The sequence below is a fragment of the Plantibacter flavus genome (assembly GCF_900177615.1).
Lineage (GTDB): Bacteria > Actinomycetota > Actinomycetes > Actinomycetales > Microbacteriaceae > Plantibacter > Plantibacter flavus.
The window spans coordinates 264355-288106 of record NZ_FXAP01000001.1 but is presented as its reverse complement, the minus strand read 5'-3'; the positions used below and the strand labels follow the sequence as shown (position 1 = coordinate 288106).

23 protein-coding genes and 1 tRNA gene are annotated in these 23752 nt (G+C 68.7%); 11 read left to right on the top strand and 13 right to left on the bottom strand.

Annotated elements, in window-relative coordinates; translation table 11 throughout:
* Window positions 1-19 precede the first annotated feature (19 nt).
* The 3 genes from B9Y95_RS20820 to B9Y95_RS01335 all read right to left on the bottom strand — a co-directional run bounded on the left by B9Y95_RS20820 (window position 20) and on the right by B9Y95_RS01335 (window position 3323).
* Entirely contained in the window at window positions 20-1435 is a 1416-nt protein-coding gene (locus B9Y95_RS20820; RefSeq protein ID WP_170169554.1) for a chaplin family protein, read from the bottom strand.
* Window positions 1436-1545: 110 nt separating this feature from the next.
* The gene (locus B9Y95_RS01340; protein ID WP_085510321.1) at window positions 1546-2412 is read right to left on the bottom strand and encodes a hypothetical protein; all 867 of its coding nucleotides are present in this window, start codon (window positions 2410-2412) and stop codon (window positions 1546-1548) included.
* Window positions 2413-2573: 161 nt separating this feature from the next.
* Entirely contained in the window at window positions 2574-3323 is a 750-nt protein-coding gene (locus B9Y95_RS01335; protein WP_079705352.1) for a phosphoglyceromutase, read from the bottom strand.
* A gap of 71 nt (window positions 3324-3394) precedes the next feature.
* Here B9Y95_RS01335 and B9Y95_RS01330 point away from each other — a divergent pair, with 71 nt between their 5' ends.
* Entirely contained in the window at window positions 3395-4219 is an 825-nt protein-coding gene (locus tag B9Y95_RS01330; RefSeq protein ID WP_085510320.1) for a class I SAM-dependent methyltransferase, read from the top strand.
* Between the two features lie 19 nt (window positions 4220-4238).
* On the opposite strand, the gene B9Y95_RS01325 is transcribed toward B9Y95_RS01330, so the two are convergent.
* The 4 genes from B9Y95_RS01325 to B9Y95_RS01310 form a co-directional block, all read right to left on the bottom strand.
* Window positions 4239-5246 (bottom strand): FUSC family protein, encoded by a 1008-nt coding sequence (locus tag B9Y95_RS01325; RefSeq protein ID WP_234993929.1) that lies wholly within the window; start codon window positions 5244-5246, stop codon window positions 4239-4241.
* A 122-nt stretch (window positions 5247-5368) separates the two neighbouring features.
* The gene (gene ygfZ, locus B9Y95_RS01320) at window positions 5369-6529 is read right to left on the bottom strand and encodes a CAF17-like 4Fe-4S cluster assembly/insertion protein YgfZ (RefSeq protein WP_412458810.1); all 1161 of its coding nucleotides are present in this window, start codon (window positions 6527-6529) and stop codon (window positions 5369-5371) included.
* Between the two features lies 1 nt (window position 6530).
* On the bottom strand, window positions 6531-7235 hold the full coding sequence (locus tag B9Y95_RS01315) for a heme-binding beta-barrel domain-containing protein (RefSeq protein WP_085510318.1): 705 nt from the start codon (window positions 7233-7235) through the stop codon (window positions 6531-6533).
* A 133-nt stretch (window positions 7236-7368) separates the two neighbouring features.
* Window positions 7369-7659, bottom strand: coding sequence for a hypothetical protein (locus tag B9Y95_RS01310; protein ID WP_064296602.1), 291 nt, complete (start codon window positions 7657-7659; stop codon window positions 7369-7371).
* 110 nt (window positions 7660-7769) lie between these two features.
* Between B9Y95_RS01310 and B9Y95_RS01305 the strand changes: the two genes are divergently transcribed.
* From B9Y95_RS01305 to pstB, 8 genes are all read left to right on the top strand, one after another.
* Window positions 7770-8459 (top strand): response regulator transcription factor, encoded by a 690-nt coding sequence (locus B9Y95_RS01305; protein ID WP_175116223.1) that lies wholly within the window; start codon window positions 7770-7772, stop codon window positions 8457-8459.
* Window positions 8431-9336 (top strand): mycothiol synthase, encoded by a 906-nt coding sequence (gene mshD / locus B9Y95_RS01300; protein ID WP_085510316.1) that lies wholly within the window; start codon window positions 8431-8433, stop codon window positions 9334-9336. The genes B9Y95_RS01305 and mshD overlap by 29 nt, the downstream gene beginning before the upstream one ends.
* Before the next feature lie 90 nt (window positions 9337-9426).
* A complete protein-coding gene (locus B9Y95_RS01295) occupies window positions 9427-11622 on the top strand; it encodes an RNA degradosome polyphosphate kinase (protein WP_079705346.1) in 2196 nt (731 codons plus the stop codon).
* Between the two features lie 52 nt (window positions 11623-11674).
* Window positions 11675-12613, top strand: a complete 939-nt coding sequence (locus B9Y95_RS01290; protein ID WP_085510315.1) for an NUDIX hydrolase — start codon at window positions 11675-11677, stop codon at window positions 12611-12613.
* 193 nt (window positions 12614-12806) lie between these two features.
* Window positions 12807-13898, top strand: coding sequence for a phosphate ABC transporter substrate-binding protein PstS (gene pstS, locus B9Y95_RS01285; protein WP_085511019.1), 1092 nt, complete (start codon window positions 12807-12809; stop codon window positions 13896-13898).
* 128 nt (window positions 13899-14026) lie between these two features.
* The gene (pstC, locus tag B9Y95_RS01280; RefSeq protein ID WP_079705344.1) at window positions 14027-14971 is read left to right on the top strand and encodes a phosphate ABC transporter permease subunit PstC; all 945 of its coding nucleotides are present in this window, start codon (window positions 14027-14029) and stop codon (window positions 14969-14971) included.
* Window positions 14971-16071, top strand: coding sequence for a phosphate ABC transporter permease PstA (gene pstA / locus B9Y95_RS01275; RefSeq protein WP_085510314.1), 1101 nt, complete (start codon window positions 14971-14973; stop codon window positions 16069-16071). Before pstC ends, pstA begins: the two co-directional genes overlap by 1 nt.
* Before the next feature lie 20 nt (window positions 16072-16091).
* Window positions 16092-16871 carry a phosphate ABC transporter ATP-binding protein PstB gene (pstB, locus tag B9Y95_RS01270; protein WP_056007815.1) on the top strand — a complete coding sequence of 260 codons (780 nt, stop codon included), beginning with the start codon at window positions 16092-16094 and terminating at the stop codon, window positions 16869-16871.
* A gap of 109 nt (window positions 16872-16980) precedes the next feature.
* Here the strand turns inward: pstB and B9Y95_RS01265 are convergent, their stop codons facing one another.
* From B9Y95_RS01265 to B9Y95_RS01255, 3 genes are all read right to left on the bottom strand, one after another.
* Window positions 16981-17838, bottom strand: a complete 858-nt coding sequence (locus B9Y95_RS01265) for an anti-sigma factor (RefSeq protein WP_085510313.1) — start codon at window positions 17836-17838, stop codon at window positions 16981-16983.
* Window positions 17835-18425 carry an ECF RNA polymerase sigma factor SigK gene (gene sigK / locus B9Y95_RS01260; protein ID WP_234993928.1) on the bottom strand — a complete coding sequence of 197 codons (591 nt, stop codon included), beginning with the start codon at window positions 18423-18425 and terminating at the stop codon, window positions 17835-17837. Before sigK ends, B9Y95_RS01265 begins: the two co-directional genes overlap by 4 nt.
* Window positions 18426-18774: 349 nt before the next feature.
* Complete coding sequence (locus B9Y95_RS01255; protein WP_085510311.1) at window positions 18775-19404, bottom strand: DNA-directed RNA polymerase subunit beta; 630 nt, start codon at window positions 19402-19404, stop codon at window positions 18775-18777.
* Between the two features lie 129 nt (window positions 19405-19533).
* On the opposite strand from B9Y95_RS01255, the gene B9Y95_RS01250 reads away from it, so the two are divergent.
* Window positions 19534-19609, top strand: a tRNA-Lys gene (locus B9Y95_RS01250).
* A 70-nt stretch (window positions 19610-19679) separates the two neighbouring features.
* On the opposite strand, the gene B9Y95_RS01245 is transcribed toward B9Y95_RS01250, so the two are convergent.
* From B9Y95_RS01245 to B9Y95_RS01235, 3 genes are all read right to left on the bottom strand, one after another.
* Window positions 19680-20372, bottom strand: a complete 693-nt coding sequence (locus tag B9Y95_RS01245) for a ScbR family autoregulator-binding transcription factor (protein WP_085510310.1) — start codon at window positions 20370-20372, stop codon at window positions 19680-19682.
* 303 nt (window positions 20373-20675) lie between these two features.
* Window positions 20676-21479 (bottom strand): ParB N-terminal domain-containing protein, encoded by an 804-nt coding sequence (locus B9Y95_RS01240; protein WP_085510309.1) that lies wholly within the window; start codon window positions 21477-21479, stop codon window positions 20676-20678.
* Between the two features lie 4 nt (window positions 21480-21483).
* Window positions 21484-22095, bottom strand: a complete 612-nt coding sequence (locus B9Y95_RS01235) for a TetR/AcrR family transcriptional regulator (RefSeq protein WP_085510308.1) — start codon at window positions 22093-22095, stop codon at window positions 21484-21486.
* A 106-nt stretch (window positions 22096-22201) separates the two neighbouring features.
* On the opposite strand from B9Y95_RS01235, the gene B9Y95_RS01230 reads away from it, so the two are divergent.
* Window positions 22202-23698, top strand: coding sequence for an MFS transporter (locus B9Y95_RS01230; protein ID WP_085510307.1), 1497 nt, complete (start codon window positions 22202-22204; stop codon window positions 23696-23698).
* The last annotated feature ends 54 nt before the right edge of the window (window positions 23699-23752 follow it).

Genomic DNA, 23752 nt, shown 5'->3' with positions numbered 1-23752 from the left:
CTCGTCCGTTCGTGCGGGACTAGCTCATCCGACGACGGGTGATCGCGCCGCCTGCCAGGAGCAGGAGACCGAGGGCCGTGGCGAGGCCGGCGAGCGGCAGGAGCTGACCTGCGGCGCTGCCGGTGTCGGCGAGCGTCGGCTCAGCTGAACGCGCGGCCGAGGCCGTCGTGTTCGAGCCGGTCGCGGACGCCGCCGTCGTGGTGGTGATCACCGTGGCGGGGACCGTCGGCACGACGGGCGTCACCGGGGTGGTGGGGTCCGTCGGGTCGGTCGGGTCCGTCGGGTCGACCGGAGTGGTCGGATCGGTCGTCCCGGGACCTGCGGTCTCGCTGTCTCCGATCACGGAGATCGCGTTGCCGCCGATCGTGATCGGCAGCTCAAGGCCGAGGTCGATCTGGTTCCCACCGCCGAGGCTGTCGTCACCACCGGTGATCGACGGGCCGTTGCCGGACGATGCCGGAGCGGAGGCCGAGGTGCCCGTCGACTCGGAGTCGCCGATCACGCTGACGGCGTTGCCGACCACGGAGATCGGGAGCCCGACGTCGCCGACGACCTGGTTGCCACCGGCGACGCTGTCGTCACCGGTCGTCGTCGACGACGCTGCCGGAACAGCCGCACCACCCGACGTGGCAGGCGCACTCGCCTGCTCACTGCTCGAATCACCGAACAGCGAGACGGCGTTCCCACCGACCGTGACCGGAACGGTCACCGCCGGCGACACCTGGTTCCCACCGGCGACACTGTCGTCACCGGTCGTCGTCGACGACGCTGCCGGAACAGCCGCACCACCCGACGTGGCAGGCGCACCCGCCTGCTCACTGCTCGAATCACCGAACAGCGAGACGGCGTTCCCACCGACCGTGACCGGAACGGTCACCACCGGCGACACCTGGTTCCCACCGGCGACGCTGTCGTCACCGGACGTGGTGGCCTCGTCGGTGACCGGCGAGGCGGACTCCCCCGCCGCCGGTCCGGACGTCGCACCAGACTGCTCGGCATCGCCGATGATCGAGATCGCGTTGTCCTCGACCGTCACCGGGATGGAGACGGGCAGCTGAACCTGGTTCCCACCCGCGACACTGTCGTCACCACTGGTGGTGGCGGCGGCCGGCGCGGGCTCGGGTACCGGTGCAGGCTCCGGTGCTGGTGCTGGTGCTGGCGCCGGCTCCGGTGCGGGCGCGGGTGCCGGCTCAGGCGCGGGCGCCGACTCAGGCGCCGGTGCCGCCTCCGGTGCGGACGTCGCCGACGAGTCGCCGACGACGCTCACCGCGGTGTCGACGATCTCGACGGGGGCCTCGAGGACCACGTCGACGAGGGTTCCGCCGAGGATGCTGTCGTCCCCGGACGTGTCGGCGTTGGCCGCCGTAGCGCCGAGGAACGTGAGTCCCGCGACGAACAGGCCACAGTAGAGGCCTTTCTTGACATACGAATTCATGATTCCTGCTCCTTGCAGAGTGACTGATGTGCTCCCGAGGTCGGGAGGCTTCGGACCGTTGAACCGCCCAGTGGGCGGGTCTCCGCCGCGAACGGCAGAGTGGTCCGGGGTCAGTCAGGAGAGGTATCGGAGGGGAACGTGGGTGAAGCCGGGAGGTCGTCGTTCCGCGCGGGTCCGCGACGGGCGTCGCCGGGCGCAGGGAGGATGACGGAGATCGACTGTTCGGCCGCTGCGGGGCCGCCGACGGCACCACCGGAGCCGGAGGACCCGGAGCCACTCGGCGTGACGGCCCAGCGGCCGTCGGCGTCGGGCAGCAGGGGAAGGTTCGCAGGGGTGGCGGGGAAGCTGGACGATCCGACGACGGCGGCGGGCACGGCCGTGGTGAACGACGTGTCTTCGCGATCCTGGCCGCCCGACACGGTCGTCGAGTCGCCCTGCTGGACGGACGGCGGTCCGAGGACGGTGGCCGGGAGGATCGCGCCGCCGGCGGTCGAGTCAGTGGCCGACACGTCCGCTGCCGGGCGCTGCGGAAGCACTGGGACGACTGGATCGATGATCGGCGTACTGGGGACCGGGACCGCGGCGACGACGTCGGCCACGCCGGTCAACGTCTGGTCGACCGTTTGCACGACCGGATCGACGATCGCGGCGACCGGTGCCGCGCCAACGGTCTCTTCGACCACGTCGTTCACCACCGGTACCGCCGCGACGGTCTCGTCGACGACGTCGACCACCGGTTCGAGCACAGTGGTGTCGACGACGTCGACGACCTCGGCGACAGCAGTGACGGGTTGTTCGAGCGAACCGACGACCTCGGTCACCGCGCCCAGGAGCGACGGATCGGTGGCGCCGTCGTCGGCGTGCGCGGAGGACGGGGACCCGAAGAGGGCCACCGCCGTGAACGCCGCGGCGGCGAAACCACCGAGCGCCAGGGCGCGCCACAGGGGGAAACCGGTGCCGTCGGTCGACTGCTCCATGCGTATCCCCCCAATCGGGTTACAGTGCAGTCACTGTACGCCCAACCCCGAAGCGGTTCAACCCCTTTTTTCGACATGGAAAACCCCGGCCAGGAGCACTTTCGGCGACGATGTCGCCACGCCGCGCTCCCGACCGGGGTGGTGGTTTGGTGGGGTTTCCGCTACTTCTTCCCCTGCGCCGCGACGGCGGCGGCGCCTGCTGCTGCGGCCTCGGGATCGAGGTACCGGGCCGGGGCGACCGGACGGAAGTCCGCGTCGAGCTCGTAGACGAGCGGGATGCCGGTGGGGATGTTCAGCTCGGCGATCTCGTCGTCCGAGATGTCGTCGAGGTGCTTCACGAGTGCGCGGAGCGAGTTGCCGTGCGCCGTCACGAGGACGGTCTTGCCTGCGGCCAGGTCGACCGTGATGTCGGACTCCCAGTAGGGCAACATCCGGTCGATGACGTCCTTCAGGCACTCGGTGCGGGGCAGTTCTCCGTCGATCCCGACATACCGGGGGTCATCGGCCTGCGACCACTCGTTGTCATCGTCGATCGGCGGCGGCGGCACGTCGAAGGAACGACGCCAGGTCTGGAACTGCTCCGGACCGTACTCGGCGAGCGTCTGCGCCTTGTCCTTGCCCTGCAGCGCGCCGTAGTGACGCTCGTTGAGGCGCCAGCTTCGCTTGACCGGGATCCACATGCGGTCGGCGGTCTCGAGGGCGAGGTTCGCCGTCTGGATCGCGCGGGAGAGCACCGAGGTGTACAGCACGTCCGGGGTGATGCCGGAGTCGGCGAGCAGCTCGCCCGCACGCTTGGCCTCCGTGACGCCGAGTTCGCTGAGTCGGACGTCGACCCAACCGGTGAACAGGTTCTTCTGATTCCAGTCGCTGTTGCCGTGGCGCAGCAGGACGAGGGTGTAAGTCTCAGGCATGTCCCCAGCATACCGACGGCGCATGACCGCGAGGTGGACGATGACACCGCTCCGTGAGGGAGAATGGGTCCATGCCCGTCGGATCGATCACCCGCGGGACCACGGGTACGAACCGGCTCCGGCGGGTGGACCGCTGGATCGCGACCCACCCCTCACTCAGACGGACGACGAACCCGTTGGTGGTGGACCTCGGCTACGGCGCGAGCGGCGTCACGGCGTTGGAACTGCACGACCGACTGCTCGCCGTCCGACCCGACGTACGGGTCATCGGATTCGAGATCGAGCCGGGGCGCGTCCGCACCGCTGACGCGCAGCTGCAGCAGGTACGCGCCGGCACGACCCGGTTCACGCCGACGGCTGCGGTCTCGTTCGCGCGCGGCGGGTTCGAGGTGCCGACCGGCGACGACCGTCCCACGGTGATCCGGGCGTTCAACGTGCTCCGGCAGTACGACGAAACCGAGGTCGCGGGGGCCTGGCGGCTCATGGCGTCGCGGCTGCAGCCCGGCGGAATACTCGTCGAGGGGACGTGCGACGAGATCGGACGGGTGTCCAGCTGGATCGCGGTCGACGACCAGGGGCGTGCTGAGTCGTTCTCGATCAGTCTGCGGCTCGCCGACCTCGAGCTGCCGTCCATCGTGGCCGAGCGACTGCCGAAGGCGCTGATCCACCACAACGTCCCGGGAGAACGCGTTCACGCCCTGATGACGGACCTCGACCGCGCGTGGCGCACGCATGCACCCCTGGCGGTCTACAGCCCGGTCCAGCGCTGGTTGGCGACCGTCCGGACGCTCCGGGACAATGGGTGGCCGGTGCTGGCCGGCCGCAGCCGCTGGCGCCTCGGCGAGCTGACGGTGCCGTGGTCGGCTGTCGCCCCGGGCCCTTCCTCGACGGACTGAGTGCCGGGGAGCGCTGCCGTCAGAGCGAGGGCAGCGCCGCCTGGGCGTCGGCCGTTGGCAGGCCCGTGGCCGTGAGCAGGTCGACGAGGTACGGCCGGAGCACGAGCACGAGCGCCTGCTCGGAGACCGAGGCGTCGGGGAGGACGGCGACCGGCTCGAGGTGCTTGGCGATCTCCAGCAGGGACTGCCTCGCGACCGGCTGCTGGGCGATGTCGCCGATCGATTGCGACAGGATGCCGAGCGCGACGGAGGTGCGTGCGAGCAGGTCGGCGAGCTCGGGGCGGCTCGTGGCGTCGCGCGACACGTAGTCGATGCGCCGGGCGATCACCCGGAGGTTGCGGGTTGCGAGGTCCATGCCGTCGAGCATGGTCCGCTGCCGTTCGAGGTCGAACACCGCCTTGCGGAGGAACGGCGAGATGCGCGCGATGGCGAGCCCTGAGTCGAGGGTTCCGCGCCACGCGTCCAGGGCCGGCTGGGTGGCCCTCGCCCGTGCGAGCGCGCGGTCCGCCTCCTCCAGGTCTCCGAGACGGAGGGCGGCGACGAGCGAGGCGAGGGTCCGGACGTGTTCGTCGATGAGCCGCTGTCCGTCCCGGCGAGCGCTCCGGCGTGGGTCGCGTGGGATGAGCGCGGTCGCGAGCAGGGCGAAGACCCCGCCGATCAGTCCGTCGAGGGTGCGCACGAACGGGCCGCCGTCAGGCACGGGCAGGAGCATGACGAGGACGGACTGCACCGCCGCCGCGATCGCGAACGATGCCGCCGGCGACAGGAACCGGGCCACGAGCAATGTGAGCACGAGCGCGACCGCGAGTTGCCACGTCCCCTGACCGAAGCCGAGGAGCAGGATCTCGGCCAGCGCGATCCCCACGCTCATGCCCACCGCCGTCTCGAGGACCCGGATCGGGCGGGCGTCGCGAACGAACCCGAGACTCGAGATCGTGACGGTCAAGGCGAGGAGTGGTACGGCATGGCCGAGGACGTAGTGCGCGAACGCGTAGGCACCGATCGCCGTGATGCTGACCTGCAGCACCGCCGGAACGGATCCGACGAGACGATGCCAGGCGTCGCCGAGTGCGATGCGGCGACGAACCGCAGCGGTCCAGCGGTCGACTCGTACCCCCCGGTCCGAGGCGTCGTCGCTCCCCACCGCGGTCAGCGCCGGACGGCGCCGAGTCGCGGCAGCCGCGGCACGTTCGCCGTGGCCCCGGCATCCGCCGGCACGACGATCTCCTGCGACGCCGCGACGTCGATGCCGTCGGCCTCCACCGTCAGCACGGCCGCCGGATCAGCGGAGCGCTTGACGATCGCCAACGCCACCGGACCCAACTCGTGGTGGATCCCGCTCGAGGTGATGCGTCCGACGGGTTTCCGGGCCGCGTCGTCGCCGACGAGCACCACGTTCGAACCGGCCGGTGGCAGGACCGCATCGGAGCCGTCGAGGAGGAGCATGACGAGGCGACGCGGCGGGTGCCCGAGGTTGTGCACCTTGGCGACCGTCTCCTGACCGCGATAGCAGCCCTTGTTCAGGTGGACGGCCGAGCGCAGCCAGTCGAGCTCGTGCGGGATACTCCGCTCGTCGACCTCGGACTGCAACCGCGGGCGCCAGGCGGCGATCCGCAGGGCCTCGGCGGCCAGCGAACCCGCGGCGGAGAACGTCCCGGCACGGACCTGCTGCACGAGCGACTCGAGCTGCTCGCGCGCGACGATCGTCTCGGTCCACGTCCACGCTGCACCCGGGTGCTCACCCGTCGCGTACTGATGCCCGCCGACCGCGACCTCGGACCACGGATCGTTCCAGACGAGCGGCATGCCGTTCGGCTGGGCGGCCTCGACCGCGAGACCCGCCGCCGCACCGATCACGGCGTACTGCTCGGTCGCGACGGCCACCTCGACGCGCAGCATGAACCGCATCCGGTCGAGCCAGGCGTGGAGGGGCGCAGCATCGTCGGCTTCAGTGACGAGCCACGTGGTCGTGCCGTCGTCGAGCAGCTTGACCGCGTGCTCGATCCGGCCGCTCTGGTCGAGGAAGAGGGTCTCCGTCGAGATGCCGGCCGACAGCGACCGCAGCTCCTGGCTCGTGATGGAGTTGAGCCAGCTCAGCCGATCGGGGCCGGTGACCGTCACGATGCCACGGTTCGACAGGTCGACGATCGCCTTGCCGCCGGCGATGAGGCGCTGCTCGATGTTCGGGCTGCCGTAATGGGAGGGGACGCCGTGGTCGACGGCGTCCGCCTGTTCGACGGCACCCGGCAGCGTGAGGAAGGGCGAGCCCGGAATCGTTTCCGGTGTGACCGCTCCGTTGGGAATGGTCACGTCAGTCGGCTTTGGCCAGGCGCGCCGAGGCGTGCGTCCGGAGGTCCTGTCCCAGGGCGGCGATGTCCCAGGCCCAGAGCAGGTGGTTCTCGACGAGACCGTACAGGCGGGTCGCGGCGGCGTACTCCTTGGCTCCAGCGGTCCGGACGACGGCGTCGGTCGCGAGGTCGATCCGCGGGCCGTCGATCTGGCCGAGGTAGAGCTCGCTCACACCGTTCGGGTGGACGATCGAGACCTGCAACGGGAAGGCGCCGGTCGACGTGCGCAGGGTCTCGACCGATTGCGCGGTGCCGAACGGGCGGGGGCCCTGCCCTGGGAGCATGCCCGGGCCTGGGTCGCCCTCGATCAGCGGGCGTTCGAGGCGCCAGTAACCCGTCTCGGTGACGAGCGGCTCGGGCACACCGGGCTCGTCCGCCGAGGCTCCCTCAGGCGCGACGTCCGCAGCGGTGTCGTCCGACAGGGCGTCCTCGTCCGTGGACGAGGCCCCCTCGGCGTCGCGCGGGGGCTGCTCGGGCAGGAGCCAGGTGTAGGAGTTGTAGTTCAAGTACGGCAGGCCGTCGTGGCTGAAGCTCACGCGCTGACCGAACTCGCGGGTCACGGTCTCGTCGCCGACCTGGTAGTCGATGACGCCGGTGCCCTCCCAGACGCCGATGAGCCACGACAGCGGGACCAGTTCGCTCGGCAGGCCGCTCGGGATCTCGATCATCGAGGGACCCGGACTAGCGCTGACCGCGGTACAGGTTCTTCAGCACGACCACCGCGGTGAACGCGATGGCGAGGCTGGCGAGGACGAGCAAGCCGATGAAGAAGATTTCGAGAGCGAGCAGCATAGGGAAAGTCTAACCCGAGGCCAGGGCGATGAGGCCATACACGGCACCGCCGATGGCGAGGATGAGCACGGCGCCGGTGACGCTCGTCGACATCCGATCGACGAATCCCACCTTCTGTCGCGTCAACAGCTGTGCCGAGAACGCGGCCAGGGTACAGAGGCCGAGCGTCGCCGACAGCCCAAAGAAGGTCTCCCCCGGGCTCCAAAGCAAGCCGGACACGACGACGCCGACGAGCGCGAGCGCCCAGATGGAGACGACACTGATCCAGCGCAGCCGTGGGGAGAGAGTGGTTTCGCTCACGGACCCATTGTCACAGAGCGGACGCCATCGGACCACCAGCGGGCGCCCGGTGCGACGTGGGGTGCGGTCGTTCGCCTAATATGGTTCCAAACTCAGTCGGGAGGATGCGCGTGGCGCAAATTTTGGTCTTGACCTCCATGGTCGGCACCGAGGTCCTCCCATCCCTCGGACTCCTGAGCCACCGCACCCGGCAGATCCCAGCCGACCCCGCACAACTCGTGAACGCTCCGAGTTCGGACCTCGTCCTCGTCGACGCCCGCCAGGACCTCGCGAGTGCCAAGTCGCTCTGCAAGATCCTCGGTGCGTCCGGACTGTCGGTCCCACTCCTCCTCATCCTGACCGAGGGCGGCCTCACCGCCGTCAGCGCCGACTGGGGCGTGAACGACGTCATCCTCGAATCCGCCGGGCCGGCCGAGGTCGACGCACGGATCCGGCTGGCGATCGGCCGCGCCTCCCAGGAGCACTCGGCGAGCAAGATCCAGGCGTCGGGTGTCGTCATCGACGAGGCCAGTTACTCCGCGAAGGTCCACGGCAAGCCACTCGACCTCACCTTCAAGGAGTTCGAGCTGCTCCGCTTCTTCGCGACCCACCCCTCCCGCGTGTTCACGCGCGAGCAGCTGCTGAGCGAGGTGTGGGGCTACGACTACTTCGGCGGCACGCGAACCGTCGACGTCCACGTCCGCCGATTGCGCGCCAAGCTCGGCGACCTCGAGCAGCTCATCGGCACCGTGCGCAACGTCGGCTACCGCTTCAACGTCTACGAGGACGATCATGCCCCGGCTGACGCTGTCGGTTCGTAACGTCGACGACGCCCGCACCCGGGATGCGCTCGAGCGCGTCGTGCGCACGGCGTCGCTCGTCGACGGCCAGCCGCCGTTCAGCGACCAGTCGCTCATCGACGCCGCGTCCGGCGCACGGACGCTGATCCTCGCCGTCGAACCGCAGGACCCGCCGGTCGACCCCGACGACTTCGCCGTCGTGGGTGCGGCCGTCCTGGGCCATGGCGAACTCGAGTTCGTCGTCGAGCCCGAGTGGCGGGGTCACGGCTACGGTCGCGCCGCACTGCGCGGCGTCCTCGCCAACTGTCCCCCGCAGGTGCGCATCTGGGCACACGGCGACCACCCCGCCTCCCGGGTGCTCGCACAGGAGTTCGGCTTCTCGCCGGTCAGGACGCTGCTGCAGCTCCGCCTGACCAAGGCACCGGCGAGCCGCGCACGACCGGCCACCGCAGGGCACGCGGATGTCACGGTCGGCACGTTCCGGCCGGGAGTCGACGAGGCGGAGTGGCTCGAGGTCAACGCGCTCGCCTTCGCCGACCACCCCGAGCAGGGACGCATGACCCTCGACGATCTCCGCGCCCGGGAGGCCGAGTCCTGGTTCGACGCCGACGACTTCCTGCTCGTACGAGGCTCCGACGGCGACCTCCTCGGGTTCATCTGGTTGAAGGTCGAGGACACGGTCGGCGAGGTCTACGCGGTTGGCGTGCACCCTGCGGCCAGTGGCCGAGGGCTCGGGCGACTCCTGATGGAGGCCGGCCTGGCCCGACTGCGGGATCGACGCGTCGAGGCGGTCACGCTCTACGTCGAAGCCGACAACCTCCCTGCGGTGTCGCTGTACCGCTCACTCGGATTCACCGACCACACCATCGACGTGCAGTACGCGAGAACCGACGCCTGATCCCCTCCACAGCGGCGCGGCGCTGCGGCATTTACACAGTGTTCACCGCAGTCGTCGCGACCACCCCCGCCACGGTGTCATGATGAAGACATGCCAGCAGACCCAACCGTGCTCGATGTCGGCCTCGATGGAGACGAAGAGGACTTCGACCCCGCCTTCGAGCGGAACGATCCCGCGCTGCCCGAACACCGCTACCTCGACCGCGAACTCAGCTGGCTCGCCTTCAACCAGCGCGTCCTCGAGCTCGCCGAAGACCCGGCGCTGCCCGTCCTCGAACGCGCCAACTTCCTCGCGATCTTCGCCTCGAACCTCGACGAGTTCTTCATGGTGCGGGTCGCCGGCCTGAAGCGCCGCATCCTCACGGGCCTGGCTGTCCCGACCAACGTCGGCAACGCTCCGGCCGACGTCCTGTCCGAGATCTCCCAGCAGGCCCACGTCCTGCAGGAACGGCACGCCCGCGCCTGGCACGACCTCGTCCGTCCCGACCTCGCCGAACGCGGCGTCACGGTCGTCACCTGGGACTCACTCGACGCAGCCGACCGCGAGTACCTCAGCGAATACTTCAGCAACCAGGTCTTCCCGGTGCTCATGCCGCTCGCGGTCGACCCGGCCCACCCGTTCCCCTACATCTCCGGCCTCTCGTTGAACCTCGCGGTCCGAGTCCGGAACACCCGCACCGGTCGCGAGGAGTTCGCCCGGCTCAAGGTCCCGCAGATGATGCCGCGCTTCGTCCGCGTCGGTCCGGCGGAACGCCGTTCCGCGTCGCTGGACACCGCTCCCAGCGTGCGCTACATCGCCCTCGAGGAGGTCATCGCCAACCACCTCGGCCATCTCTTCCCCGGCATGGAGATCGTCGACCACCACGTCTTCCGCGTCACGCGCAACGAGGACATGGTGATCGAGGAGGACGAGACCGAGAACCTCATCCAGGCCCTCGAGAAGGAGCTGCTGCGCCGCCGGTTCGGGCCGCCCATCCGGCTCGAGATCACCGACGACATGGACGACGTCACGCTCGGACTCCTCGTCCGCGAACTCGACATCACCGAGCAGGAGGTCTACCGCCTGCCGTCGCCGCTCGACCTCGGCGGCCTCTTCAGCCTCGCCGGCATCGACCGCCCGGACCTCCAGTACCCGAAACGCGTGCCGACCACGGCGCTGCAGTTCCAGCCGGACGAGCCCAACGGCAAGCCCGACCTCTTCCGGTCGATCGCCCGTGAGGACGTCCTGGTCCACCACCCGTACGAGTCCTTCGCCACGAGCGTGCAGGCGTTCATCGAGCAGGCCGCCGCCGACCCGCACGTGCTCGCGATCAAGCAGACCCTGTACCGGACCTCGGGCGACAGCCCCATCGTCGAAGCACTCATCGACGCGGCGGAGGCCGGCAAGCAGGTCCTGGCGCTGGTCGAGATCAAGGCCCGGTTCGACGAGCAGAACAACATCTCCTGGGCCAGGAAGCTCGAGAAGGCCGGCGTCCACGTCGTCTACGGGCTCGTCGGGTTGAAGACGCACTGCAAGCTCGCGCTCGTCGTGCGGCAGGAGCGCGGCGTCCTGCGCCACTACAGCCACATCGGCACGGGCAACTACAACCCGAAGACGAGCCGCATCTACGAGGACCTCGGTCTGTTCACGGCCGACGACCAGGTCGGCAAAGACCTCACCCGCCTCTTCAACGAGCTGTCCGGGTACGCGATCGAGAAGAAGTTCAAGCGACTCCTGGTCGCGCCGCGCCACCTGCGCAAGGGCCTCCTCAAGCACATCGAGCAGGAGCGCACGAACGCCGAGGAGGGCAAGCCCTCCGGCATCCGCATCAAGGTCAACTCGATGGTGGACGAGTCGATCATCGACGCGCTCTACCGGGCCAGCCAGGCGGGGGTCCCGGTCGACCTGTGGGTTCGCGGGATCTGCGCGCTGAAGCCCGGCCAGCCGGGGATGAGCGAGACGATCCGCGTGCGCTCCATCCTCGGGCGGTACCTCGAGCACTCCCGCATCTTCTCGTTCCACAACGACGGCGACCCGCACGTGTTCATCGGCAGCGCCGACATGATGCACCGCAACCTCGACCGCCGCGTCGAGGCGCTCGTCAGGCTCACCGACCCGAAGCACCTCGAGGCGACCGCCGCGATGTTCGAGCAGGCCCTCGACGAGCAGACGTCGTCGTGGTGGCTCGACGCCGACGGCGTCTGGACGCGCCACGCGGTCGACGCTGACGGACGACCGCTCACGGATCTGCAAGACTCCCTCATGCTCGAGACCGCGGCCCGCCGCCGGCCGAGGAACCGTCGCTGACGACTTCGCACCGCGACCCACCCGAGCACCACGACACGACGAGGCAGTGACTATGACGACGACGGCAATCTACGCAGCCGGTGCCGTGTGCTGGCGTCTCATCGACGGCAAGGTCCACCTCCTCGTCATCCACCGCACGGTGTACGGCGACGTCACCATCCCCAAGGGCAAGGTCGATCCCGGAGAGACGCTTGCGCAGACGGCCGTGCGGGAGATCAAGGAGGAGACCGGCCTGAGCGTCCACCTCGGTGTGCCGCTCGGTGTCTCCACGTACCCCTTGTCGAGCGGTCGCGAGAAGATCGTCCACTACTGGTCCGCCGAGGTCACCGACCAGGCCGTCCGCGAGAGCACGTTCATCCCGAACGGCGAGGTCGCCGCCCTGGAATGGGTGACCATCAAGCGGGCACGGAGCTACCTCAGCTACGAGCGCGACGTGGAGATCCTCGACGCCTTCGCCGCACTGGTCGACGAGGGCGTCACCGCGACCTTCGCCCTCATCGCGATGCGCCATGGGAAGGCCACGTCGCCCTCCGAATGGTCCGGCGAGGACGCGACCAGGCCGCTGGCACCACGCGGCGTCAAGCAGGCCGCAGGGAACGTCCCGACCCTGCTCGCCTTCGGCCCTCGCAAGATCGTGACGAGCACGGCCGTGCGTTGCGTCAGCACCGTCAGCCCGATCGCCGCGGCCGCGGGCATCGAGCCGAAACGCTCCGACCTCATCAGCCAGGACGCCTACGAGCGGGGCGAATCGGACGTCCGCCGGGTCGTCGGCCGCCGCGTCCGGGCGCTCAAGACGGCGATCCTCTGCAGCCACGGGCCGGTGCTCCCCGAGATCCTGCACGAGATCGCGCTCGCCACCGGGTCCACCCGAGGCTCCTACCTCGGGAGTGCCGCCGCACTCGAGACCGGGGCGTTCTCCATCGTGCACCTCTCCCGGACGAACCCGAGCTCCGGCATCATCGCGATCGAAACGCACGAACCGCGCGTCTGACCCATCCGCGTGAACCCCCTGAACAGGGGCCGTTCGTGGTGCATTCGTGGCGTCGCCACGTCAGCCGCCATGAAGCCGTCGATATCCGTTCACCCGTTGTTTACCATCACGGGGGATGCTCGTCATGCCACGTGGTTAGCGTCACTGACGAGCCAGCACCGGCTCGCACCCACACCAATGAATGGACATCCCTGTGAAGTTCTCACGTTTCGGCCGCGTCGCGGTCGTAGCAGCAGTCGCAGCCGTCGCACTGACCTCCTGTGCGGCCAACGAAGGCGGCGCCACCGCCACGAGCGCAGCCGCCAGCGACCTCAAGGGCAGCCTGGCCGGTAGCGGCGCTTCGTCGCAGGGCAGCGCCCAGGAAGCCTGGGTCGCCGCCTTCCAGACGGCCAACCCGGACGTCACCATCAACTACTCCCCCGACGGCTCCGGCGCCGGCCGCAAGGCGTTCATCGCCGGCGGCGTGCAGTTCGCCGGTTCGGACTCGGCTCTCTCCGACGAAGAGCTCTCGAGCACCTTCGCCGCATGTGCAGCCGACACCAAGGCGATCGACCTCCCCGTCTACATCTCCCCGATCGCGGTCATCTTCAACGTCGAGGGCGTCGACGAGCTCAACCTCGACGCAGCGACCATCGCGAAGATCTTCGCCGGTCAGATCACCAGCTGGGACGACCCGGCGATCGTCGCACTGAACCCCGAGGCCAAGCTCCCCTCGACCCCCATCACCGCCGTCCACCGCTCGGACGACTCGGGAACGACGAAGAACTTCGCCGACTACCTGAACAAGAACGCTCCGGACGTCTGGACCGCTGAGCCGGCCGACACCTTCCCGTTCCAGTCGGGTGAGGGCGCCAAGGGCACCTCCGGCGTCGTCGACACCGTCAAGGGTGGCACCGGCACCATCGGCTACGCCGACGCATCGAAGGCCGGCGACCTCGGTGTCGCGAAGATCAAGGTCGGCGAGGAGTTCGTCGAGTACAGCGCCGAGGGTGCTGCCGCCGTCGTCGAGGGCTCGCCGCTCGTCGAAGGCCGCGAGGCGAACGACATCGCGATCAAGCTCGACCGCGAGACCACGGACGCGACCCACTACCCGATCGTGCTCGTGAGCTACCTCATCGCTTGCCAGGAGTACGCCGACCCGAAGGTCGCCGACCTCGTCAAGGCCTACGCCGGTTACATCGCCAGCGACGCTGGCCAGGAAGAGGCTGCGAAGTCGGCCGGTGCTGCGCCGCTCTCCGCAGACCTCGCCAAGAAGGTCCAGGACGCGATCGCGTCCATCAAGTAATCCAACGGTCGAGCGTGCCGGGTCCTGCCCGGCACGCTCGACCTGCGTCACCAGCGCTGAACACCCGCAGTACCCGCTCCCCGAGTCTGTCGAGGGGCACCACCATCGCATCGAGAGAACGGGAACCCATGGCTGTCGAGGCCCTAGCTGCGAGACCCAAAGCCAAGCAACGAGTCGGCGACCGCGTCTTCTCGACGCTCTCCGTCGTCTCCGGATCGCTCATCCTCGTCATCCTGGCGGCGGTCGCGATCTTCCTCATCGTCCAGGCGTTCCCGGCCCTCACGGCCGACTCCTCGTCGTTCACCGGTGCTCCGACGAGCTTCTGGGCCTACGTCGGCCCGTTCGTCTTCGGCACCATCTGGGCGGCCATCCTCGCCCTCGCGATCGCCGTGCCGCTCTCGCTCGGGATCGCCCTCTTCATCACCCACTACGCGCCGCGCCGGCTCGCGGTCGCCCTCGGCTACGTCATCGACCTCCTGGCCGCCGTGCCCTCGGTCGTCTACGGCCTCTGGGGCGCGCTCGTCCTCGCGCCGTTCGTCCAGCCCTTCTTCGCCTGGCTGTCCGAGAACCTCGGCTGGATCCCGCTCTTCGGCGGCACGGTGTCCGGCACCGGTCGCACGATCCTCACCGTCGCCCTCGTGCTCGCGGTCATGATCATCCCGATCATCACAGCCATCTCCAGGGAGATCTTCCTCCAGACCCCGAAGCTCCACGAGGAGGCCGCACTCGCGCTCGGCGCCACGCGCTGGGAGATGATCCAGATGGCGGTCCTGCCGTTCGGACGCCCGGGCATCGTGTCCGCCTCCATGCTCGGCCTCGGACGAGCGCTCGGCGAGACGATGGCCGTCGCGCTCGTGCTCTCCCCCGCCGCCGTCTACTCGTTCTTCCTGCTCACCTCGAGCAACCCGAACACCATCGCGGCGAACATCGCCCTCAACTTCCCCGAGTCCTTCGGCATCGACGTGAACAAGCTCATCGCCACCGGCCTGATCCTGTTCATCATCACCTTCGTGGTGAACTTCATCGCCAGACTCATCGTCAACCGTCGTAAAGAATTCTCGGGAGCGAACTGATGACCGCCACGACCGACCGCCGCCAGGCGTCCATCGCCACGCCGTTCTCCAACTCGCTCACCGCGGGCAAGCTGCCGAAGTTCGCGCCGCTCACGATCCTCGCGGGCAGCCTCATCGTCAGCGGCGTCATCTTCCTGCTGCTGCAGCAGTCGACGACCGACAAGAGCTACAACGTCCCCGGAGCCGTCGTGCTCGGTGCCGCGCTCTACGCGGTGACGGTCTACGTCTCGTCGCTCATGGTGGAGGGACGCCGGAAGGCCAAGGACCGCCTGCTCACCACCCTGGTGACCGCGGCCTTCGTCGTCGCCCTCCTGCCGCTCGTCTCGGTCGCCATCACGGTGATCTCGGCCGGCGCCGCCCGCTTCGACATCGAGTTCTTCTCCCTGTCGATGCGGAACGTCGTCGGTGAGGGCGGTGGTGCACTGCACGCCATCACCGGAACGCTCCTCATCACCCTGGCCACGTCGGTCATCTCCATCCCGATCGGGATCCTGACGGCGATCTACCTCGTCGAGTACGGTCGCGGCAAGCTCTCCCAGGGCATCACCTTCCTGGTCGACGTGATGACCGGTATCCCGTCCATCGTCGCGGGACTGTTCGCGTTCGCCCTGCTGGCGATCTTCTTCGGCCCGGGCGTCCGGCTCGGCATCGGCGGTGCCATCGCTCTGTCGCTGCTCATGATCCCCGTCGTGGTCCGCTCCAGCGAGGAGATGCTGAAGCTCGTGCCGAACGAGCTGCGTGAGGCTTCCTACGCCCTCGGTGTGCCGAAGTGGCTGACCATCCTCAAGATCGTCCTCCCCACCTCGATCGCCGGCATCATCACCGGCGTGACGCTCGCCGTCGCCCGCGTCATCGGTGAGACCGCGCCCCTCCTGATCATCGCCGGCTTCACCCAGAGCATGAACTACAACCTGTTCGACGGCCCGATGATGACCCTCCCCGTCTTCGTGTACACCCAATACGCGAACCAGGGCACCGACGGGGCCGCCTACGTGGACCGCGCCTGGACCGGCGCCCTCGTCCTCATCCTCATCGTCATGGCGCTGAACCTCATCGCCCGACTCATCGCCAAGATCTTCGCCCCCAAGTTCGGCCGCTAGGCCGCGAGCAAAGGAACCCCGTGTCCAAGAGCATCGAAGTCAACGACCTCAACGTCTTCTACGGCAGCTTCATGGCTGTCGAGGGCGTCTCCCTCCAGATCCAGCCCCGCACGGTCACCGCCTTCATCGGCCCTTCCGGCTGCGGCAAGTCCACCTTCCTCCGCACGCTGAACCGCATGCACGAGGTCATCCCCGGCGCACGCGTCGAGGGCGAGGTCCTCATCGACGGCAACAACCTCTACGGCCCGGGCGTCGACCCGGTCCTCGTCCGCCGTCAGGTCGGCATGGTCTTCCAGCGCCCGAACCCGTTCCCGACGATGAGCATCAAGGAGAACGTCCTCGCGGGCGTCAAGCTCAACAACCGGAAGATGTCGAAGTCCGACCAGGACGCGCTCGTCGAGCGTTCGCTCCAGGGCGCCAACCTCTGGAACGAGGTGAAGGACCGCCTCGACAAGCCGGGCTCCGGCCTCTCCGGTGGTCAGCAGCAGCGTCTCTGCATCGCCCGCGCCATCGCCGTCTCCCCCGACGTCGTGCTGATGGACGAGCCCTGCTCGGCCCTCGACCCGATCTCCACGCTCGCCATCGAAGACCTCATCGAGGAACTCAAGCAGGAGTACACGATCGTGATCGTGACGCACAACATGCAGCAAGCGAGCCGCGTCAGCGACAAGACCGCGTTCTTCAACATCGCGGGCACCGGCAAGCCGGGCAAGCTCATCGAGTACGACGACACCACGACGATGTTCTCGAAGCCGTCCGTCCAGGCGACCGAGGACTACGTCTCGGGTCGCTTCGGTTGATCTGACGCCGGCATCACGACAGCCCCGCCCGGGAATCCCGGGCGGGGCTGTCGTCGTCTGCAGCAGAGTCCGAGAGCCCGTCGACAGGCTCAGGACCGGAGGGGACGGACTACGCCGTCTCGATGACCATGATCGGGTCGGTGGTGGGCTGCTTGGAGCCACCCTGCGGCTCGACCGTCACGCCGACCTTGTCGCCCGCGCTCATGGCGCCGTCGAGGACCCGCCAGGTGGTGCCGTTGGCTGCCGAGAAGGTGCCAGCCGAGACCGGGCCTCCCTCGCCGATGTACCAGAGTTCGTAGACCTTGTCTGACGGCAGGGAGCCGAGTCCGTCGACGAGCAGGGCGGACTTGCCGAGCTCACCCGACCAGACGAGGGTCGCCGTCGCATCGTCCATGGACACCTTCGCGCGCTGGACGTCGGACGCCGCGTTGATCTCCGCGAGCGCGACCGTCTGGGTGAGGGATCCGCCACCGAAGGTGTTCGCGAGTCCGACACCGCCGAAGATGAGGCCGACCGCTGCTGCGGCGCCGACGACCATGCCGACGGCGCTGCGACGCCACCGTGAGGCGGCCTTGCGCTCCGCTGCACCGGCCACCGGGGCTGCCGGGGTGGTCGCTGCTGCTGGGGCCGGCGTGGCGATCGGTGTCGACACCAGCGTCTCGTCGACGTCTGGAACCACGGTCGGAAGCGCCTGTACCTCGGCGACAGGAGCGTCGACGGGGGCGTCAGCGGGCAGCTGCGGCAGGTTCTGGATCGCGGCCATGAGCGAGTTCTTGAGCGCTGCCGACGGCTGCACGGGAGGTGCTGCGAGGTCGAGCATGGCGACGGTCTCCTCGAATTCCGCCGCTTCCTCGCGGACGGACTCGTGTTCGGCGTGCAGGCGGTCGAACCGCTCCTGCTCGCGCGGGGTCAGGGTGTGCAGCGCGTTTCCGGCTGCCAGGTCTGTTGCATCGTCTCGCTCGGTCATGTACGCACCCCCAACTCGTCTCGAAGTCTGATCATTCCGTCTCGCAACCTGGTCTTCACCGTACCGATCGGCACGCCGAGCAGGTTCGAGATCTCGCTGTGACTGTAGCCGCCGTAGTAGGCGAGCGAAACAGCTTCGCGTTGCAGCTCGCTCAACCGGACGAAGGCCCGCTTGACGCGTTCGTGCTCGATCCGGATCTCGACCGTCTCCTGCACGTTGTCGACACGCTCGTCGAAGTCGCGGATGCCGATCTTGAGGTCGCGGTCACGTCCGGCCTGTGAGGCCCGCACGCGGTCGATCGCACGACGGTGGGCCATGGTGAGCACCCAGGTCGTGGCTGTGCCTTTGCCCGCCTCGAACTTCTGGGCGTTCTGCCAGACCTCGAGGAACACCTCCTGGGTGACCTCTTCGGACTGCGCGTGGTCGACGAGCACCCGCTTGACGAGTCCGAGGACCCGCGGCGCGATGTGGTCGTACAGCTCGCTGAACGCGTTCTGGTCGCCGCCGGCCACGCGGATGAGGAGCGCGTCGAGCACGTTCGCCAAAGACACCTGCGGTGCAGCGTCGGCTTCCGATCCCGTGGTCACAAGTCTTAGCTTCTCACGGACACCGGCGGTTTGCGCGACGCCCACCCGAGGTCGGGTCTGCGTGTACAGTGCGGCGGTCATACACGGAGTTCGGTGCCGACCCGGGATCCGATTGGAGGAATCGACGCGATTCGACACCCCAGTTCCGGTGTCATCACGGAACGGGGCGGCAGGCGGCTGCAGACCTCCGCACAAAGTAAGTGCCAGGCCGCAGGAACGCCTCTCGGCGCAAGGCCGCTCGAAGCGGCGATTTTTGGAGCCCGGGGTTACTGCGGCCCGGCTAGAACAGTGTAGCAAGGGATCACCTGTGGACATTCCCAGGTCGAAGGCCTTGACCAGGGCGCCTCGATCAGTCGAGGGAGTCGGTGCGCCACAGTCGGGCGCAGCCGGCGAGCTCCTCGGCGATGGTGCTGAACCGTGCGGCCTTCGTGGTGAGTCTCGCGGCATCGGCAGGGTCGACCGCGTCCCGGTCGTTCGCGAGGGAGGTGCAGCCGACCGCGTTGATCCGGCAGAAGGACGCCGCCCGCTCGAGGGCGATCGCGAAGTCGCCGGCGTACAGCCCACGGAGGATCTGGTCGGCGAGGACGATGATCTCCTCCGGCCCGGTCGGCTCGGCCGCGCCGGCGATCACGGGGTCGACGGTGGTGATGAGCTCGGTGCCCCGCTGGAAGCTGAAGCTCGTCCCCACCGGGTCCTGCCTGATGAGCAGGCGCAGGAGGTAGATCCGCCAGAGGGCTCCTGGGAGACTCCGCGGGCTGGCGTGCGACCAGAGTTCGGCGATCGCGTCGATCCCGTGCTCGTCCGTGTACGTCACGAGGCGATCGACCACGGCAGGATCCGGATCCGCCCGCACCCGGGTGAGGAGCGCGACGGCCGTTTCATGGGTGATCCTCGACACGGCCTCCGGATCGAGCCCGCCCTGGATCGCTTCGAGCATCGACGGCGGGAGCTTCGTCGGACGATGGAATCCCTCGGTCATGCCAGCCCCTCCCTGCGACGCGCTTCGCGCACCCGACAACGGTACTCGCCCCGGCGCGCGATCCTCCCCTATGGCCCCGACCCGCGCGTCAACGGGTGCCGTCGAAATCTCGTAGAGTAGAGCGCGTATGGGCCTGTAGCTCAGTTGGCAGAGCATCGGACTTTTAATCCGCGGGTCGTGGGTTCGAGCCCCACCGGGCCCACCACAGACGCGGTAGTCGAACGCGTCACGCCGGGATGCGTGGTCGTCGCCCGTCCATCGCCCAGCGTGGATCGCTACATCGATGCGGCGGGTCGTGTCGGGCGCACATCGCCCGGAGCGCCGAAGGCGTCCTCCCGGACCCGCGTCGCCGCTGCCCGCAGCGTCTCGGGGACGATGGCGTCGATCGCGAGGCGCCACATGCGGTCCACCGACGCCGCGATGTCCGAGCGTCCGGCCGTCGCCTGGGCAGTGAGCTGGACACCGGTGAAGAACCCGATCAGCGTGCGGGCCAGGTCCGGTGCCGACATCGAACTCACCAAGTCCCCGGCTTGCAGCGCGACGTCGAGCTGAGCGGCCGTCCCCGAGATCCATTCCTCGTAGAACGCGCCGGCCGGTTGGCTCAGCGAACCCTCATCGAGCGTGAGTCTGATCCCGGCACGGACCACCGGGTCGTTCTCGAGTTGGTCGACGATGGCGCGCGAAACCCGGATGAGCCGTTCGAGGACCCCGCCGTACTGTTCCGACACCCGTGCCATCAGTGGCATCGACCGATCGTGCTGCTCGTGGATGACCGCGAGGGCGATCTGCTCCTTCGACTTGAAGTGGAAGTACATTGACCCCTGCGAGATCCCGGACGCCTCCGCGATCATCGACAGACTCGCGTTCCCGTAGCCGATGCGGTCGAAGACGGTCGCGGCGCCCTCGACGATCGCGTCCTGCGTCACCTGTCCACGCTCCTGGGTGGGCGTTCGCCGTGTCCCCGGCATCCTGACCTCCTCGGGCAGCCTGTGTTCCGGCTCCGATCCATCGGCGCCGTATCCGTCGACCGTGGGGCCGGTCGGGGCCTCAGCCTAGGGGCTCGGAGCTCACACAGCCGACCTCTTCTCGATAACTGGTACGAACGACTTATTCGTGTCACACTGGTGGAGGTGATGCCGCCGCAGTCCACGCCTCAGTGGACTGCGTGTTCGCGACGGGGGTTTGCGACGCTCACCGCCTCGACCGGTGGGTCACGCAGGGATCGGGGGATCCAGCGCTGCGTGATCCACCCGGTCACGCACCCGACGTGATCAGCGCGCGAGCAGCTCCGGGAGGCCGGTCACCGTCGCCTCGTCCGCGAGGCTCGCGTCGATCGAGACGAACGACAGGACCATGACGGGGACACCGAGGCGTGCGGCCGCCTGCAACTTGTGGTGACCGTCGAGCACGAAGTGGACGAGACCCGTGTGGGCGTCGACGCTGTCGAACGGCTGCGTCCGGTCCAGCACGGAGACCGCGAGCACGGTCGCCGCTCCCCCGGTCCGAAGCCGTCCCTCGTACGAGGCCACGCGCTCGCGGTCGTTCCGACCGGGCGGCACCATCGGCACCAGGAATTCGAAAAGGGTCTCGTGCTCGCCGGTCGTCCGGGTCGGGCCGCGGTAGTAGCCGGTCGCCGGGTCCTCCGGCGCCCCAAGCGTGGGGTCGATCCCGCGGTGCGCGACCTGCTCCCGCGAGAAGTAGTCGTGATCGTCACCCGGTGCGACGAGGACGGGCTCGATGGACAGCAGGAGCGGCAGGTAGGCCCCCTCGGGGAGGAACGTCGACACGAGGTCGCGCAACGATGGACCGTCGATCGCGGGCACGCCCTCGTCGAGGTGATCGTGCAGTGCGTCTGCGGCGAGCGCCCGAGCGCCCTCGCCCAGACGACGGAACAGCAGCGCGCAGCTTCCGCACGGGAAGCTCAACTCGAACGCCTCCGCGCCATCGATGATGAGATGGCGTCCGCCCGGCTCACGGAAGCCGGAGAAGCGCAGTGCGGCGTCGGGCGTCCCGAGGCGGACCGGCGCCGCGTGATCGAGCAGCCCGGTTCGAGATCGGGCGGGTCCGTCGGTCATCGGGCTACCTCCGGACGGCCGGGATGATGACGCCGTCGATCACCGACACGAGGAAGTCACGCGTCACCGGCTCCCGCAGCATGAGCACGCGATAGCTCACCATCGCCTGACTGATCAGCGCAAGCGTCTCCACATCGGCGTCCGCGCGGATCTCACCGCGGTCGATCGCGCGCTGCAACAGGAAGCGGTTGACCGCCATGCGCGGCTCCACGATCGCCGCGTGGATGGACTCCGTGAGCTCCGGGGCATCCGAGATCATCGACATCACGCCGGCGAACACGCGCATCTTGCGCTCGCCCTCGGCGATGGACGGTGCCTTGATCATCGCGACGAGGTCGCCGCGGAGTGAGCCGGTGTCGGGCAGCTTCGAGAAGTCGGGATCGATCTGCTTCATGCAGGCGACCGCGTCGATCACGAGTTCGGACTTCGACGCCCATCGGCGGTAGAGCGTCGCCTTGCCGGCCTTCGCCCGCGCGGCGACCATGTCGACCGTCATCCCGGCGTAGCCCGTATCGGCGAGGACGTCGAGCGCGGCGTCGAGGATCTCGGCGTCCCGGGTGTGATCGCGCTTCCGGCCGAGCTTCGGCGCTGCGGGTGGGGTCTCGAGCTGCGTCATCGCGGCTCACCTCCCTTTCATCTCCCGGAACAGCATAGTTCAGGAACTCCAACGTTCTGGAACTATTCGGTTCCGAAACTGCCCAGTTCCGTATAGAGTCCTCAGCATGACTTCGAACCTCGCCGCCGGAACCCCGGCAGTCTCCTCACGCCGCTGGTGGACGCTCGTCACCGTCGGCCTCGCGCAACTCATGGTCGTGCTCGACGCCACCGTCGTGAACATCGCGATGCCCGCCGCCCAGGCCGACCTCGGATTCTCCGACGGCGACCGCCAGTGGATCGTCACCGCCTACTCCCTCGCCTTCGGCAGCCTGCTGCTGCTCGGCGGACGCCTGTCCGACCTCATGGGCCGGAAGCGGGCGTTCATCATCGGGCTCGTCGGGTTCGCGATCGCCTCGGCCCTCGGAGGTGCTGCCGACTCGTTCGGCACCCTCGTCGCCGCGCGGGCGCTCCAGGGCGTCTTCGCCGCCCTCCTCGCACCGACCGCGCTCGCGATGCTCACGACCACCTTCACGATCCCGAAGGAGCGCGCCCGCGCGTTCGGCGTCTTCGGCGCGATCGCCGGCGCAGGTGGCGCGGTCGGTCTCCTCCTCGGCGGATTCCTCACCGAGCAGTTCGACTGGCGCTGGAACCTGTACATCAACGTCGTGATCGCCGTGGTCGCCATCGTCGGGGCGGTCCTCTTCATCACCACCCCGAAGACGACCGGCCCTCGCCCCAAGCTCGACGTTCCGGGCACCGTCCTCGTCTCGGGTGCGTTGTTCAGCCTCGTGTACGGCTTCGCCAATGCCGAGACCGACGGCTGGGACTCGCCGCTCAGCTGGGCCTTCCTGGCCGCAGCAGCCGTGCTCCTCGTCGTGTTCGTCCTCTGGCAGCGTCGGGCCGCACACCCGCTCCTCCCGTTGTCGATCATCCTCGACCGCAACCGCGGTGCCGCGTTCATCTCGGTCATGATCGCCGGAGCCGGGATGTTCGGCATCTTCCTCTTCGTGACCTATTACCTGCAGGCCTCGCTCGGGTACTCACCGCAGCAGACGGGCTTCGCCTTCCTCCCGATGATCGCGATGCTCGTGCTCGCCGCACAGCTGGGGACCAACCTCCTCGTCCCCCGCTTCGGGCCGAAGGTCATGGTGCCGTTCGGGATGACGCTCGGTGCGATCGGCATGCTCCTCCTCACCCGACTCGACCTCGACAGCTCCTACGTCGGCAACGTCATGCCCGCGCTCATGGTGCTCGGCTTCGCGATGGGATCGATCATGCCCGCCTCGATGCAGACCGCGACGCTCGGTGTCGACCGGGCGTTCGCCGGGGTCGCCTCGGCGACGGTCAACACGAGCCAGCAGGTCGGAGGGTCGATCGGTGTGGCGCTGCTCAACACCCTCGCGGCGAGCGCCGCCACGGCCTACGTGACCGACAACGCGCCGCCCACCCCCGAGGTGCTGGCGCAAGCTGCGATCCAGAGCTATCAGACCGCCTACTTCTGGGGTGCCGGGTTCTTCACGGTCGGCGCGGTGACGGCGGCACTGCTGTTCCGCCGACGCAACCAGGGACTCGCCCTGCACCACGCCCCGGAGGCGTCCGCAGAACCGGTGCTCGCGCACTGATCCAACCAGGTCCCGAGCACACGGCCGTCGCGCACTCGCGCGGCGGCCGTGTGC

What these genes read in the sequence shown, in the direction of transcription:
- B9Y95_RS01230 (WP_085510307.1), top strand. Translation starts at nt 22,202, where the DNA reads ATGACTTCGAACCTCGCCGCCGGAACCCCGGCAGTCTCCTCACGCCGC.
- B9Y95_RS01340 (WP_085510321.1), bottom strand. Translation starts at nt 2,412, where the DNA reads ATGGAGCAGTCGACCGACGGCACCGGTTTCCCCCTGTGGCGCGCCCTG.
- B9Y95_RS01235 (WP_085510308.1), bottom strand. Translation starts at nt 22,095, where the DNA reads ATGACGCAGCTCGAGACCCCACCCGCAGCGCCGAAGCTCGGCCGGAAG.
- B9Y95_RS01240 (WP_085510309.1), bottom strand. Translation starts at nt 21,479, where the DNA reads ATGACCGACGGACCCGCCCGATCTCGAACCGGGCTGCTCGATCACGCG.
- pstC (WP_079705344.1), top strand. Translation starts at nt 14,027, where the DNA reads ATGGCTGTCGAGGCCCTAGCTGCGAGACCCAAAGCCAAGCAACGAGTC.
- B9Y95_RS01295 (WP_079705346.1), top strand. Translation starts at nt 9,427, where the DNA reads ATGCCAGCAGACCCAACCGTGCTCGATGTCGGCCTCGATGGAGACGAA.
- B9Y95_RS01335 (WP_079705352.1), bottom strand. Translation starts at nt 3,323, where the DNA reads ATGCCTGAGACTTACACCCTCGTCCTGCTGCGCCACGGCAACAGCGAC.
- B9Y95_RS01330 (WP_085510320.1), top strand. Translation starts at nt 3,395, where the DNA reads ATGCCCGTCGGATCGATCACCCGCGGGACCACGGGTACGAACCGGCTC.
- B9Y95_RS01255 (WP_085510311.1), bottom strand. Translation starts at nt 19,404, where the DNA reads ATGACCGAGGGATTCCATCGTCCGACGAAGCTCCCGCCGTCGATGCTC.
- B9Y95_RS01245 (WP_085510310.1), bottom strand. Translation starts at nt 20,372, where the DNA reads ATGCCGGGGACACGGCGAACGCCCACCCAGGAGCGTGGACAGGTGACG.
- B9Y95_RS01265 (WP_085510313.1), bottom strand. Translation starts at nt 17,838, where the DNA reads ATGACCGAGCGAGACGATGCAACAGACCTGGCAGCCGGAAACGCGCTG.
- B9Y95_RS01290 (WP_085510315.1), top strand. Translation starts at nt 11,675, where the DNA reads ATGACGACGACGGCAATCTACGCAGCCGGTGCCGTGTGCTGGCGTCTC.
- B9Y95_RS01315 (WP_085510318.1), bottom strand. Translation starts at nt 7,235, where the DNA reads ATGATCGAGATCCCGAGCGGCCTGCCGAGCGAACTGGTCCCGCTGTCG.
- B9Y95_RS20820 (WP_170169554.1), bottom strand. Translation starts at nt 1,435, where the DNA reads ATGAATTCGTATGTCAAGAAAGGCCTCTACTGTGGCCTGTTCGTCGCG.
- pstA (WP_085510314.1), top strand. Translation starts at nt 14,971, where the DNA reads ATGACCGCCACGACCGACCGCCGCCAGGCGTCCATCGCCACGCCGTTC.
- mshD (WP_085510316.1), top strand. Translation starts at nt 8,431, where the DNA reads ATGCCCCGGCTGACGCTGTCGGTTCGTAACGTCGACGACGCCCGCACC.